Genomic DNA, 13,857 nt, shown 5'->3' with positions numbered 1-13,857 from the left:
GTTGGCAATAAACCATTGGCCGTTGGTGGAGCCGGGATCGGAGCGCGGGCCGTCCGGGTAAGTCGATATGACGGGCGGTTCGGTGATGGGCAGCGATGGCGCTGCCTGCAACCAGGTTGTGGCTGCAATGGATAAGGTCGCGATCAACAGCGGAATGCTCAATGTTCGTGCTTTCATGGTCTCTCTCCCCGTGCCGCCCTTTGGGCTGATGAATTCGATTCTACATGTGTTCTCCTTCGTTCCGACACGTCGGTACTAACGCGCCCCGGACGACTTGTCCAGATTGCTTTCCGCAAAAAGAAATAGGTTTGTAAGGGTATCACTAAATGCCTTTATGCAAGGCGGTTGGGAATGCGTCCGGCTATTGGGGGCACAAAAAAAAGCGCCCGTTGCGGGGCGCTGGAGGATTCATCAATTCAGATGGAGTCGTGCGTAAAACTGCACGGGTGCGGCGGCGCTATGCGAATTGCCCCAGCCCGAAACAAATGGTTCCGGGTTGGGGAATGCGGAGCTTCGTCCTGTCGGTGTTCTGTCTACGAATGTTTGGCTTCGAACGCCTTCATGAACGCGACCAGCGCGTCGACGCCCTCGGTCGGGAAGGCGTTGTAGATCGAGGCGCGGATGCCGCCGACGGAGCGGTGGCCCTTGAGCGTCTTGAGGTTCTGCTTGGCGGCTTCGGCAATGAACTCGGCTTCGAGCTCTTCGGTCGGCAGGCGCCAGGTGACATTCATGGTGGAACGGAATTCCTTGACGGCGGTGCCTTTGTAGAAGTCGGAGCTATCGATGCAGTCGTAGAGCTTGGCGGCCTTTTCGTCGTTGATCTTCTGCATGCCTTCGAGCCCGCCCTTGGCCTTGAGCCAGCGGGTGACGAGGCAGAGGATGTAGACCGGGAAGGTCGGCACGGTGTTGTAGAGCGAGTTGTTTTCGATGTGCGTCTTGTAGCGCATCATGGTCGGAACCGTCGCTGGGCATTTCTCGGCCAGCTCGTCCTTGATGATGACGAGGGTGATGCCCGCCGGGGCCAGGTTTTTCTGTGAACCGGCATAGATCAGTCCGAATTTGGAGACGTCGACCGGACGGCTGAGGATGTCGGACGACATATCGGCGATCAGGCAGTCGTGCTCGGGGAATACCTTCCACTGCGCACCGGAGATGGTTTCGTTGGAGGTGATGTGCAGGTAGGCCGCACCGTCGGTCAGCTTCAGTTCGTCTGCCGTCGGCACGCGGGTGGGGATTTCCTTGCCGCAGTCGGCCACGATATGGACGTTGCCGAGCAACTGGGCTTCTTGAATCGCTTTTTTCGCCCAGGCGCCGGAGTTGGTGTAGTCGGCCGTTTCGCCTGCGCCGAGCAGGTTCATCGGAATGAGGGCAAACTGGCTGGAGGCGCCGCCGGTCATGAACAGCACGCTGTAGCCTTCCGGAATGTTGAGCAGCTCCTTGATGTTGGCGATGCACTCGTCATGGATGGCGGAATATTCTTTTCCGCGATGGCTCATCTCCATGATGGACATGCCCGTGCCCTGGTAGTCGACCAGTTCGGCGGCCGCTTCTTTGAGTACTTCTTCCGGCAGAATCGCCGGCCCGGCAGAAAAGTTATACGCTCTCATTGGTTTATGCCCTTCGGGGTTGGATTCGAAAAACCGGACGCTACCGGTTCGCAAAATCCGCTCCAATAGAAATTAGATGGAAAAAGAACGAAACCGTTCTTCGGCCGAAATGGCCGGTTGCCGGTGCCGCCCGTTGCAGAATCAAGCCAAGTGAAGCTTGGCGAGGCCGTCGTAGAGGTTGATGGCGCGGCGGACGTAGTTTCGCTTGTCGGAGTAGGGGCCCGGGAAGAAGGAGCGCTTGAAGCCGGCGAGTACGAGGTCGCGGAACTGGCTGTCGGTGAGGTCGAGGTGCCGATGGCACAGCATCAGCTCGTTGGTGACGCTGGTGTGGGAGACGAGGCGGTTGTCGGTGCTGACGCTGACGGAAAGGCCGTTGTCGACCATCAGCTGGATCGGGTGGTCTTGAAGGGTCTGGAATTCGGGGATGGTCTGGAGGTTGGAGGTGGGGCAGACCTCGATGGTGATGCGCTGGTTGGCGATGTATTCGATGAGCTGCCCGATATATTTGGCCGGATCCTTGATCGACTTGAGCAGGATCGACTTTTCGGAGAAGAGGAAGGTGCCGTGGCCGATGCGGTTGGCGTAGCACTCGGTGATGGCCTGGAAAATGGATTCGGGGCCGTACGCCTCGCCAGCGTGAACGGTTTTGCGCAGAAAATTTTGGTGGGCGTATTGAAAGGCCTCCTTGTGGTGGACGGCGGGGAACCCGGCCTCTTCGCCGGCGAGGTCGAAGCCGACGATGGGCAGCCCTTCGTCGCGCAGCTTGACCGCTTCCTTGACGAGTCCGAGCGAGGCGCGGGCATAGGTGTAGCGGATGTTGGTTTTCCCGGCGCGGGCGATGAGCCGGTCGTAGTAGGGCGACATCTGGCGGTTGAAGCGCCGCATGGCGCAGAGGATGAGGCCGTATTCGAAGGCCATGTCGTTTTCGGCCACCGAGGCGTTGAGATGTTTTTTTGCCTTTTCAAGGCCCCGGTTGACCGCGCGGACAATGGCCCCGGTTTCGGTGCCATGGGTGATGTGCAGTTGCGGGGCGAAGCGGACTTCGATGTAGCGGACGCCTTCGGCATGCGAGTCCTCGGCCAGCTCAAAAGCGGCGCGCTCGAGGTTTTCCTCGGTCTGCAGTACGCCGACGGTGTAGGCGAAGCCGGCGAGATATTCGCCCAAGTTGGCGTAGCGCTCCTTGAAGACGAGCTCGTTGAGTCCGTCCTCTTCAAAAGAGGGCAGTTCGACCTTGCGCTCTTTTGCCATTTCAATGAGGGTTGGCAGTCGCAGCGAGCCGTCGAGATGCAGGTGCAAATCGGTTTTGGGGATTCTGCGGATGAATTGTTCGGTGATGTTTAACATGTTATTAGGTGGCATGGTTTCGTGAAAGAATGGCTTCTCGGTTCCTCGGTTTGCAATGCCGTATTGTGCCACGAAACGATTCTGTCTGAAAAGAGAATTGAAGATGCTGATTGTTGAATCCCAGAGTATGGACGTGCATCGCAATCTTGCGATTGAGGAATACCTGATGGACCGCGTGCAGGACCGCGGGCCGATCCTGTTCCTGTGGCGCAGCGAGTGCGCGGTGGTGATGGGCAAGAACCAGAATCCCTGGCGTGAGTGCCGGCTGGACCGGATGGCGGCGGACGGCGTTCCGCTGGCGCGGCGGGTGTCGGGCGGCGGCACGGTCTACCACGATGCCGGCAACCTGAATTATTGCGTGATCACCGGCCGCGAGGAATATTGCGAGTGCGATGCCTACCACATGGTGTTCAAGGCGCTGGAACCCTGCGGAATCAAAGCCGAGAAAACCGGGCTGAGCAATCTGAGCGTGGACGGGTTGAAGTTTTCGGGCAATGCCTTCGCCTTCCGCAAGGGAAGGGCGCTGCACCACGGAACGCTGTTGCTCAAGGCCGATATGCAGCGGCTGGGGCGCTATCTCGGGCCGATGCTCTCGGGGATCGAAACCCATGCCATTGCCTCGGTGCCGGCCCCAGTGGCCAATCTGGGGCTGGAGATCGAGGCCACCCAAAGCGCACTGCGGGCCGGTTTCATGGACGTGTATGGCCCTGGCGAAGCGGAGCGCTGGAATGAAAGCGATCTGGATGCCGGGGAGCTGGAGGCCCTCGGGGCTCGCCATCTGGAGGATTCCTGGCTCTACGGGGCAACCCCGCGCTTTTCGGTGAAGACCGACGCCGAGGTGCTGGAGATCGCCAAAGGCACGGTTCTCGGCGGGCGCTATTCGGGAAAGGCGTTTAAGGATGTCGCGTTTTCGTTCGTTTGCTAGATTGACTCCGACGGTTTAAATACTTAGATTGTCTCTCATAACCTACAATTTGGAGGCGATAATGAAGGTGTTAGCTAAGAGTGTTGCTGTTTTTGCCGTGGTAAGTTTCCTTGCTGGATGTGCCAGCGACACGGTTTATGTTCCGAAAATCCCCCCGGAAGCCCAAGCAAAGCTTCTCGACTACTTTGAACAACCCGATAATAAGGTGTTTATTATCGCCGTTGATCCCGGTGGCGATTTCGCCTATGCCTACGACTACGGCAAGCCCACCCTCAAAGAAGCCGCGCGCGTTGCCGTCCAGAAGTGTGATGCCAGCCGCGAAAGCAGCGGTGTCGTGGCGCGCCCCTATATTTATGCGCTCAACAACAAAGTGGTCTACGAAGATATGATCCGCCAGGCCCAGCGCGAAGATAAGGTCGAAAAAGACCAAGGCGCCCAGATGGACGAGATGGACGAGATGGCCGCGGAAGAACCTGCGGACGTCGCCGAAGAAATGTAATGTTTGAGACAACGGCTGTTGTTAAAAACGAGGCCGGCATCCATTGCCGGCCTTCTGCTATCTTGGTGAAGGAAGGCAGTGCCTATCCCGGGGAGATTCTTGTGACCGCCCCGGCCGGGACCTGCACCCTGACCTCCGCGCTCGAGTGCATCATGCTGGGAATGGAGCAGGGGACCAAGGTTACCATTCAGGTAACCGGTCCCGATGAAGAGGCGTTCGGCCGCAAACTAGCCGACCTCTTCGAAACCCATTTCGATTTCCCGCCGCAATAAGCGCCCGCCTGGACGCCGGATTCGCGGTCGTTCGGAGCGATGGCGAGTTTCTTGCCGATGTTGCGGAACATTCCGCTCAAGGCTTTTTTCTATTCCCCAATTCTCCCGCCCCCGGCATTGACCCCGGGCTGTTTACTGGTATAGTTCCCGCGAATTTTTGCCAAATACATTGGCTTTAATGAATAACCCAACCCAAAACCAGGAAGGTAATATCATGTCGACTAAGGTTCTTGATGCTGTAAAACCCGGTGTTCTGTTTGGTGACGACGTCGCCAAGGTTTTCCAGATTGCCAAGGAAAACAAATTCGCCCTGCCCGCCGTTAACGTAGTCGGTACCGACTCCATCAACGGCGTCCTCGAAGCCGCCGCGGCGGTCAACTCCCCCGTAATCATCCAGTTCTCCAACGGCGGCGCAGCCTTCAGCGCCGGCAAGGGATGCCCGGCCAACGGCGCGGTTCTCGGCGCGATTTCCGGCGCCCAGCACGTACACATGATGGCCGAAGCCTATGGCGTTCCGGTCATCCTCCACACCGACCACGCCGCCAAGAAACTCCTTCCCTGGATCGATGCTCTGCTCGACGCCGGTGAAAAAATGTTTGCAGAAAAGGGCCGTCCGCTCTTCTCTTCCCACATGCTCGACCTCTCCGAAGAATCCCTCGAAGAAAACGTCGAAATCTCCTGCAAGTATCTCGAGCGCATGTCCAAGATGGGCATGACCCTCGAAATCGAACTCGGGTGCACCGGCGGCGAAGAAGACGGCGTCGACAACACCGACATGGACCATTCCTTGCTCTACACCCAGCCGCAGGATGTGGCCTATGCCTACGAAAAGATGATCGCCATCAGCCCGAACTTCACCATCGCGGCCTCCTTCGGCAACGTGCACGGCGTATACAAGCCGGGCAACGTCAAGCTGACTCCGACCATCCTGCGCGACTCCCAGGCCTATGTGGCCGAAAAGTTCGCCACCGCCACCGCTTCCCCGCTGAACTTCGTGTTCCACGGCGGTTCCGGTTCCTCCCCGGCCGAAATCGAAGAGTCGATCGGATACGGCGTCATCAAGATGAACATCGACACCGACACGCAGTGGGCCACTTGGGAAGGCATCCTCAACTTCTACAAAGCCAACGAAGGCTACCTCCAGGGGCAGCTCGGCAACCCGGAAGGCGATGACAAGCCGAACAAGAAATTCTACGACCCGCGCGTTTGGTTGCGCAAGGGCCAGGAAGGTCTCGTCGCGCGCGTCAAGCAGGCCTTCGAAGACCTCAACGCCATTGGCGTCAACTAATCTGCGTTCAGATTGGTTTCAGGAAGCCGCCCTCCGGGGCGGCTTTTTTTTGTTTCCACAGTGAACTTATTTGCCGGCACGCTGTCGCTATTATTGTTATCTCTTGTTTCATATAAAAATATTAACCCCCTAGGAGGGCAACATGATCAAATGGTTGACGGTATTGGCGGTGGCGGCGATTGGCTCGGGAGCGTTCGCTTCCGAAGGTTGGATGACGGATTTCGAAAAGGCCAAGGAAGTGGCCAAGGAAAAGAAACATCATATTCTGGTGGATTTCAGCGGTTCCGATTGGTGCGGCTGGTGCGTGAAACTCGATAAGGAAGTCTTCTCCAAGGATGAATTCAAAGCCTACGCCAAGGAAAACCTCGTGCTCGTGCTGGCCGATTTCCCGCGCGACAAATCGAACCAAAGCGAGGCGCTGATCAAGCAAAACAACGAGCTGGCCAAGAAATACGGGGTGCGCGGCTTCCCGACGGTCTTTTTGCTGAGTCCGGAGGGCGAAATCGTCGCCAAGACCGGCTATCGCGACGGCGGCCCCGAAGCCTACGTGAAGCATATTCAGCAGCTGATTGCCGATGGCACCAAGGCTGCGGCGAAATAGATTGACTTTTTCAATGGCTCGCGTGCGGCCACCCGGAAACGGGTGGCCGTCTTGCTTGGCGGCCGCCCGTTTGGCGGATTTAAGTGATTCCGCACTTTCAACCCTGCCCGGTTTTCATTACCGTCCGGACCATGGATTTGATTTCAAAACTTGAAAAGCGTTTCGGCTCGTGGGCGATCCCCAACCTGACGATCTACCTCATCGGCATCCAGCTTCTGGGGGTGGCCTTGCTGATGTCGGGGCGCGCCGTCCTGACGGACTTCATTCTATATGGCAGCGGCGTGGTGGATCTCGGCCAATGGTGGCGGTTGCTGTCGTTCATGATGATCCCGAAGACGCTCAGCCCGATCTGGCTCTTTTTCGCCTTCTATATCTTCTATCTGATGGGCAACGCTCTGGAGGAACGGTGGGGAGCCTTCCGTTTCAACCTGTTTGTCCTGTGCGGCTATTTGCTGACGGTGGCGATGGCGTTCGTCAATCCCGGGGCGATCATCACCAACATCTTTTTTCTGGGGTGCGTTTTTCTGGCGTTCGCGACCCTGTTCCCGAACTTCGAGCTCCGTCTCTTTTTCATTCTTCCGGTCAAGGTCAAATGGTTGGGCTGGTTGACGATTGCCTCCTATTTGATTTTGCTGTTTTCCGGGGACCCGGGGACCCGCCTGAGCATCGTGGCGGCGCTCGGCAACTACCTGCTCTTTTTCGGCAAGGCCTTCTTCAACGGCTTCAAGGCCGAGAAGCGGCGCCAATCGTTCGTGGCGGAAACCCGGAAGGTTGAACGCCAGGCCTTGCACGTCTGCGCCACCTGCGGCGTGACCGACCAGGACGACGCCTCGGTCCACTTCCGCTACTGCTCCACCTGCGGTAAATGCTTTTGCACGGAACACATCGGCAACCATAATCATTAGGCATGAAAAAACATGCTTCCAGCGGCAGGGCAACGTGCGAGGGCGGTCTGACCGGCCGCCTGCTGAAGCTATCGATCGCCGGGCGGCTTGATGCCGCATCGGTGGCCCGGCTCTGGCCCGTGGTGCACCGCCTGCTCGGCCACAAAGGGATCGAGGCCATTGTCGTGGATGGGTCCGGCATCCAATACTGCGATGGCGCCGGAACCGGCCTGCTCGTATGCATCCGCCAAACCGCCCGCAGGCTGGCCGCCCATCTCGAATTCAACGGGCTGTCCGAAGAAGTTGCCGGATTGCTCTCCCTCTACCCGGTCGAGCGGATTTTGGCTTCCGAAAAGCCCCCGCCCAAAAGAACCGGCGATCTGGTCGTACAGATCGGAAAGACCTTTTGGACGACGCTCATCGGGCTGAAGGAGCACGTGGCCTTCGCCGGCGAGTTGACGGTCGGCCTGGCCAAGGCGCTGTTGCATCCACGTAGCCTGCGGGCCAAGGATTTCCTGCTGGTGACCGAGGCGAGCGGCCCGCAGGCATTGCCGATCATCATCATGCTCGGTTTTCTCGTCGGCCTGATCATGGCGTTCCAGGGCGCGGTGCTGATGAAGCAGTTCGGCGCCGAAATCTACATCGCCGATTTTGTCGGCATCTCCGTGACGCGCGAGCTGGGGCCGCTGATCACGGCGATCATCGTGGCCGGGCGCACGGGCTCGGCTTTTGCGGCGGAGCTGGGCACCATGAAGGTTAACGAAGAGATCGATGCGCTCACCACCATGGGGCTCGATCCGGTCCGCTTCCTCGTCATCCCCCGCGTGCTCGCCGCCACGCTCACGACGCCGCTGCTGGCCGTGCTGACCAACATCGCCGGCTTCCTGGGCGGCGCGGTCGTGATGGTCGGCCTCCAGTTTCCGATGGTCACCTACGTCAACCGCCTGCTCGGCGCCGTTGCGACGGCGGACTATCTCGGCGGGCTGGCCAAGGCGTTGGTCTTCGGTTTGCTGATCGCCGCCGCCGGTTGCAATTGCGGCCTGCGTACGGGCGAGGGCGCCAGCGCCGTCGGCCGCTCCGCCACCCGCGCCGTCGTCAGCTCCATCACCCTGATCGTCATCGCCGACGGCATCTTCGCCGTCCTCTTCTTCTACTTGGGAATTTAAATCATGCGGGAAGCGATTATCCGAGTCGAAAACATGACCGCACGCTATGGCGAGCGGCTGGTGCTCGACGACTTGTCGTTCGAGGTCGCCCGCGGCGAGATCTTCGTGATTCTCGGCGGGTCGGGCTGCGGGAAGTCGACCCTGCTCAAGCACATGATCGGGCTGTACCGCCCGTCGGCCGGCGACATCCGAATCGGCGACGCCAGCATCGTGACCGCCGAAGGGGCCGAGCGCGATGCGCTGATCCGCCGTTTCGGCGTCATGTACCAAAGCGGAGCGCTGTTCGGTTCGATGACGCTACTGGAAAACATCTGCCTCCCGCTGGAGGAGTTTACCCGGCTCGACAAAAAGGCGCGCGAGCTGATTGCCCGGATGAAGCTGAGCCTCGTTGGCCTGGCCGAGTCTGCCGACCTGATGCCGTCCGAAATCAGCGGCGGCATGAAAAAGCGCGCCGCCATTGCGCGGGCCATGGCGCTCGACCCGGAAATCCTCTTCCTCGACGAACCCTCGGCCGGGCTCGATCCCGTGAGCGCCGACGATCTCGACGAGCTGATCCTCCGGTTGTCGCGCTCGCTGGGCATCACCTTCGTCATCGTCACCCACGAGCTGCCGAGCATCTACAAGATCGCCGACCGCGTCATCATGCTCGATGCGCGGACCAAGAAAATCATTGCCGCGGGCAAGCCGGACGAGCTGCGCGAAGGCGCTACCCACCGTTGGGTCGGAAACTTTTTCAACCGAAAGGGAGGCTCCAATGAGCACTAAACCACACTATTTCGCGATCGGCCTTTTTGTGCTGGCGGCCACCGCGCTCGGATTGATCGGCATTGCGTTGCTTGGTTCGGATGCGCTGCGTTCGCCCAGCAATTTCATTGAAACCTATGTCGACGAATCGGTGCAGGGCATCGAGGTGGGCACCCCGTTCAAGCTGCGCGGCGTGAAGGTCGGCAACGTCAGCGCGATCGCGATTGTCTCCTCGGTCTACGATACGTCCCGCATGTATGTCATGATCCGCGTGGCGCTCGACGAAAACGCCATCAAGCTGGAGTCCGATACGTTCAAAGGGCGGGTGGACGAGCAGGTGGCGAGGGGGTTGCGCCTCAAGCTGGTGCCCCAGGGCATTACCGGGCTTTCGTTTCTGGAGGCCGACATCTTCCCCGACGCCGTCGCCGATCCGCTGGAGATCGACTGGGAGCCGGAATACACCTACATTCCGTCGACCCCGTCCACCTTGAGCCTGCTCAGCCGTTCGCTCGAGCGCATGGCGGCCCAGCTCGATACGGTCGACCTCGCCCTGATCGGCGGCCACATCGAATCGTTCACCAGCAACCTGAATGTCTCCATCGCGCATATCGAAGAGATCACCGGCAATGCCGCCCAGGTTTCCGGCGAAGTGGCGCAGAACTTCCGCCAGGCGTCGGCCGACCTGCCGACGATGACGACCGACCTGAAGGAAACCACCGGCCAGCTGCAGGAAATGATCGGCTCGTCCGATCGCGACATCGAGCAGATTCTCTCGAACCTGCGCTACATCACCGACGATGCGCGCGAACTCGTCCGCATGCTCAAGCGCTATCCCGGCATGTTGCTTTCCGAGCCGCCCGACCAAAACCCAAGCCTTGGAGGGAAGAAACAATGAAAATGCAACGAATCGTTCTGCTGCCGGCGTTGGCCGCCTCCGTTTTACTCGTTTCCGGGTGCGTGAAGCTCTGGCATAAAAACCTGGATATCAAGACCTACATGATCGAGGCCAAGCGCGACGCGGCGCCGTTGGAGACGGCGCGGGCGGGGAAGCTCTGGATCGAGTCGGTCCACGTGCTGCCGCCCTACAACATCCGCAACCTGATCCTGCGGGAGAACGAGGTCGAGTTCAGCACCGGCTACTACGCGGAGCTGCTGATGTCGCCCTCCGAAAACTTCCGCAACGGGTTCTACGGCTGGCTTGCCGACAGCGGGATCTTCGAGCACGTCTCCGTGGTGGAGCGGCGGGGGATGAGCCACCGGCTGGTGGCCACGGTGATGGATTTCTATGGCGACGTGGCGAGCGGCAAGGCCGTGCTTCGCATCAAGGTCTCGCTTTTCGACGAGAAGGCCGCCGATGTCGGCATCCTGATGTCGAACGGTTACCGGCGCGAAGTGGACATTGCCTCCGGGACCGCCGAGGACCTGATCCGCGCCTACAACGAAGCCTTCCGCCAAATCCTCGCCGCCTGCGAGCAGGACATCCTCGCCGCGCTGGATTAAGCCTAGCGGGACCCGTTCGCGAAGTAGGCGCGGGTGCCCTTGGCTTCCATCGTTTCGCCGATGCGCTTGATGGCGTGGACATAGGCGGCGGTGCGCATGTCGGTTCCGATCGCCAGGTGCAGATCGTAGATCCGGTGGAACTCGCGCGCCATGATCGCCTGTAGTTTTTGGTGGACCTCTTGCAACTCCCAGTACTGGCCGGAGCGGTTTTGCAGCCACTCGAAATAGCTGACCGTTACGCCGCCCGCATTGGCGAGGATGTCGGGCACCACCCCGATGTTGTTGGCGTTGAGGATTTCGTCGGCCTCGGAGCTGATCGGGCCGTTGGCGACTTCGATGATGTGCCGGGCCTTGATGCGCGCGGCATTTTCGGCGGTGATCTGGTTTTCGAGCGCGGCGGGGATCAGGATGTCGACATCGAGTTCCAGCAGTTCCGCATTGGTCATGTTGGCGGCATTGCTGGAATGGCAAAGCGCGCCGTCGCAATAGACCGCCTGCACATGGCGCGTCTCTTCCTTGGTGCGGATGAGGCTGGGGATGTCGAACCCCTCGGGGCGGTAGATCGCGCCCTGGGAATCGCTGACGGCGACGATGCGGTAGCCGTCCTTGTGCAGCAGGCGGGCCACGTGCTGCCCGGCATTGCCGAACCCCTGGACGGCGATGGTCGTGGCGGCCGGGTCCATGCCGAGCTTGCCGGCGAGTTCGCGGGCGCAATAGTAGGCGCCGCGCCCGGTGGCGTCGGCGCGGCCCACGCTGCCGCCCATGCTGACGGGCTTGCCCGTGATGACCGCCGGAACGTGTTGGCGGCGAATGGTGGAATATTCGTCCATCATCCAGCCCATGATGCGCTCGTTGGTGTACATGTCCGGCGCGGGGATGTCCACGTCCGGGCCGATGAAGTCGGCGACCAGGCGGATGTAGCCGCGGCTCAGCCGCTCCAGCTCCATCGGGCTCAGCGATTTCGCATCGACCGAGATGCCGCCCTTGGCGCCGCCGAACGGGACGCCGACCACGGCGCACTTGAAGGTCATCCAGAACGCGAGCGACTTCACCTCGTCGAGCGTCACGCTCGGGTGGTAGCGCAGGCCGCCCTTGGTGGGGCCGCGCGTGTCGTCGTGCCGCACGCGGTAGCCCCGGAAGAACGAAAGGGAGCCGTCGTCGCGCCGCACCGGCACGGAGACCTCGAGACAGGATTTGGGCGTTCCGACCCGCAGGGCGATTTCCTCGTTGAGATCCGTGTGTTTGATGGCGGTATCGAGTCGCCGCATCGCATCGTCGAACAGATTCGTCTTCATGGTATGGCCTCCGTGATGGAAAGACTCTAAAGAGCTTCGGGCAAGCGGTCAACCGCATTGCTTGCGGGATGCTTCGTAATCATTATACTCAGGGTCATGTTGCCACTCTCCAGTTATTGCCGCACGGGCTCGTTTCGGGCGGGGCGGATCGCGAAGGGGTTGCCGGGCGGATACGCCGTTGCGCCGCTTTCGGAAACCGCCTTCCGGGGCGCCTTGCTGGATAGCTTCGACGGCCATCTGCGCCGGGCCGGGCAGGTTCTTCTTCAGCTAAAGGACCGCGTGCTTTTGCTCGATCTGCCTTCCGGCGCGGTGGCGGAGCAGGAGCGCGCCGCCGGCTGGAAATTTGCCGCCGAGCTCAACGGCGGCGAGGTCGGCGGGCCGCTGCTGGAAAGGTCCGCCCTCCGCGCCTTTCTTCCCGTTTGCGAAATCGAACTCACGCAGAGCCGGGTTGCGGTTCTGGATGACTCCGGCAAGACGGTCGTCCGCGCGACGGTTTCCGTTCTGAAAAAAGGCGGCAAACGCGCGACATGGATGACGATCCATCCCTTGCGCGGATATGCCGGCGATCGTGCGCGGCTGGAACAGGCGGTGGTGGCCGATGGATTCTCGGTGGCCGAACAGGTCGATTATTATCCGCTGCTGGGCCTTCGGCGGGCGCTTTACGAATCGCGACCCGCGATTCCCCTCGATGGGAATGCCCCGGTTTTCGACAGTGCCGGCGCCATCGTCCGCACGTTTCTGGACGTGGCCCGCAAGAACGAACCGGGCCTCGTCGAGGACCTCGATACCGAGTTTCTGCACGACTACCGCGTCAGCCTGCGCCGGGTGCGGTCGCTGTTGAGCCTGTTCAAGGGCGTCTATGCCGACGGCGATGCCCGGCGGATGAAGGCCGAGCTGGCCGACATCATGAAACAGACCAACCGCCTGCGCGATCTCGACGTCTATCTGCTGGGGCGCAGCGGCTACTATGCCATGGTGCCGCAAACCATGCACGCCGGACTGGACCTCATGTTCGGTGTGCTTGAGGCGGAGCGGCGAGAGGCGCTGGAGCAGGTGCACGCGCTTTTCCGTTGCGCGAAATACGGCCCGCGGATGAAGGCGCTATCGGGGCCGATGGGGAAGGGGCCCGCAGCGGACGAGCCGACCCTCCACTATGCGCAACGGCTCATTTTGAAGCACTATCGGAAGGTGGTCGCCATCGGTAAAACGATCGATGCCGAAACCCCGGACGCCACGGTGCACGAATTGCGCATCCAGTGCAAAAAGCTGCGCTACCTGATGGAGTTCTTCCTGCCGCTGTTTCCGGACAACGCCGGCAAGTCGCTGCTGAAGCCGCTGAAAGGCCTGCAGGATGTGCTCGGGCGATTCAACGACTATTCCGTCCAGCGCCATTCGCTCGCCGAGTTCGCCGGGCAACATCCCATCCGCGGAAAGAAGGGGCTTCGGCTGGCCGAAAGCATCGGCGCCCTGGTTGCCACCCTCTACCAGCTCCAGCTCCAGGCGCGCGGCGAGGTCGAAGCCGGGCTCGCGGGATTCGCCAACCGGCAAACCCGGCAGGCATTCAACAAACGGTTCGCCGCTAAAACAGGCGGGGAATCGGCGTGAGTCGGCGCGGCAAAAATCCGTCCGTCCTCCTCGTTCCGTTCAAGCCACGGTCGTAAAAAAAATAGGGACAACCATGAAAATCATTTCGTGCTATAGCAACAAGGGCGGCGTCGGCAAGACGGCGGCG

14 protein-coding genes are annotated in these 13,857 nt (G+C 60.4%); 11 read left to right on the top strand and 3 right to left on the bottom strand.

What is annotated here, in order from left to right; all coding sequences use genetic code 11:
* Positions 1-533: 533 nt before the first annotated feature.
* Both serC and ABYO54_RS05855 read right to left on the bottom strand, forming a co-directional pair.
* Positions 534-1,607 carry a 3-phosphoserine/phosphohydroxythreonine transaminase gene (gene serC / locus ABYO54_RS05860; RefSeq protein WP_372807310.1) on the bottom strand — a complete coding sequence of 358 codons (1,074 nt, stop codon included), beginning with the start codon at positions 1,605-1,607 and terminating at the stop codon, positions 534-536.
* 141 nt (positions 1,608-1,748) lie between these two features.
* The gene (locus tag ABYO54_RS05855; protein WP_372807309.1) at positions 1,749-2,966 is read right to left on the bottom strand and encodes an adenosine deaminase; all 1,218 of its coding nucleotides are present in this window, start codon (positions 2,964-2,966) and stop codon (positions 1,749-1,751) included.
* Positions 2,967-3,054: 88 nt separating this feature from the next.
* On the opposite strand from ABYO54_RS05855, the gene ABYO54_RS05850 reads away from it, so the two are divergent.
* The 10 genes from ABYO54_RS05850 (at position 3,055) to ABYO54_RS05805 (ending at position 10,830) form a co-directional block, all read left to right on the top strand.
* Positions 3,055-3,876, top strand: coding sequence for a biotin/lipoate A/B protein ligase family protein (locus tag ABYO54_RS05850; RefSeq protein WP_372807308.1), 822 nt, complete (start codon positions 3,055-3,057; stop codon positions 3,874-3,876).
* Between the two features lie 61 nt (positions 3,877-3,937).
* Positions 3,938-4,375: a hypothetical protein gene (locus tag ABYO54_RS05845; RefSeq protein WP_372807307.1), complete on the top strand. Its 438-nt coding sequence runs from the start codon at positions 3,938-3,940 to the stop codon at positions 4,373-4,375.
* Positions 4,375-4,647 (top strand): HPr family phosphocarrier protein, encoded by a 273-nt coding sequence (locus ABYO54_RS05840; protein WP_372807306.1) that lies wholly within the window; start codon positions 4,375-4,377, stop codon positions 4,645-4,647. Before ABYO54_RS05845 ends, ABYO54_RS05840 begins: the two co-directional genes overlap by 1 nt.
* A gap of 214 nt (positions 4,648-4,861) precedes the next feature.
* Entirely contained in the window at positions 4,862-5,935 is a 1,074-nt protein-coding gene (fbaA, locus tag ABYO54_RS05835; RefSeq protein WP_372807305.1) for a class II fructose-bisphosphate aldolase, read from the top strand.
* Between the two features lie 142 nt (positions 5,936-6,077).
* Entirely contained in the window at positions 6,078-6,536 is a 459-nt protein-coding gene (locus ABYO54_RS05830) for a thioredoxin family protein (protein ID WP_372807304.1), read from the top strand.
* Between the two features lie 131 nt (positions 6,537-6,667).
* Positions 6,668-7,441 (top strand): hypothetical protein, encoded by a 774-nt coding sequence (locus ABYO54_RS05825; protein WP_372807303.1) that lies wholly within the window; start codon positions 6,668-6,670, stop codon positions 7,439-7,441.
* Positions 7,442-7,443: 2 nt separating this feature from the next.
* Positions 7,444-8,586: an ABC transporter permease gene (locus tag ABYO54_RS05820; RefSeq protein ID WP_372807302.1), complete on the top strand. Its 1,143-nt coding sequence runs from the start codon at positions 7,444-7,446 to the stop codon at positions 8,584-8,586.
* A gap of 3 nt (positions 8,587-8,589) precedes the next feature.
* Positions 8,590-9,351 (top strand): ABC transporter ATP-binding protein, encoded by a 762-nt coding sequence (locus ABYO54_RS05815; RefSeq protein ID WP_372807301.1) that lies wholly within the window; start codon positions 8,590-8,592, stop codon positions 9,349-9,351.
* Positions 9,341-10,225 carry an MlaD family protein gene (locus tag ABYO54_RS05810; protein ID WP_372807300.1) on the top strand — a complete coding sequence of 295 codons (885 nt, stop codon included), beginning with the start codon at positions 9,341-9,343 and terminating at the stop codon, positions 10,223-10,225. Before ABYO54_RS05815 ends, ABYO54_RS05810 begins: the two co-directional genes overlap by 11 nt.
* Positions 10,222-10,830, top strand: coding sequence for a hypothetical protein (locus ABYO54_RS05805; protein WP_372807299.1), 609 nt, complete (start codon positions 10,222-10,224; stop codon positions 10,828-10,830). The genes ABYO54_RS05810 and ABYO54_RS05805 overlap by 4 nt, the downstream gene beginning before the upstream one ends.
* A 2-nt stretch (positions 10,831-10,832) precedes the next feature.
* Here the strand turns inward: ABYO54_RS05805 and ABYO54_RS05800 are convergent, their stop codons facing one another.
* Positions 10,833-12,125 (bottom strand): Glu/Leu/Phe/Val dehydrogenase, encoded by a 1,293-nt coding sequence (locus ABYO54_RS05800; RefSeq protein ID WP_372807298.1) that lies wholly within the window; start codon positions 12,123-12,125, stop codon positions 10,833-10,835.
* 96 nt (positions 12,126-12,221) lie between these two features.
* Here ABYO54_RS05800 and ABYO54_RS05795 point away from each other — a divergent pair, with 96 nt between their 5' ends.
* Positions 12,222-13,730, top strand: a complete 1,509-nt coding sequence (locus ABYO54_RS05795; protein WP_372807297.1) for a CHAD domain-containing protein — start codon at positions 12,222-12,224, stop codon at positions 13,728-13,730.
* Positions 13,731-13,857: the final 127 nt, after the last annotated feature.

It is taken from the genome of Pontiella sp., from assembly GCF_041622395.1.
Classification (GTDB): domain Bacteria; phylum Verrucomicrobiota; class Kiritimatiellia; order Kiritimatiellales; family Pontiellaceae; genus Pontiella.
Note: the sequence above shows the minus strand (reverse complement) of the source record. Positions and strands in the feature narration are given on the sequence as shown.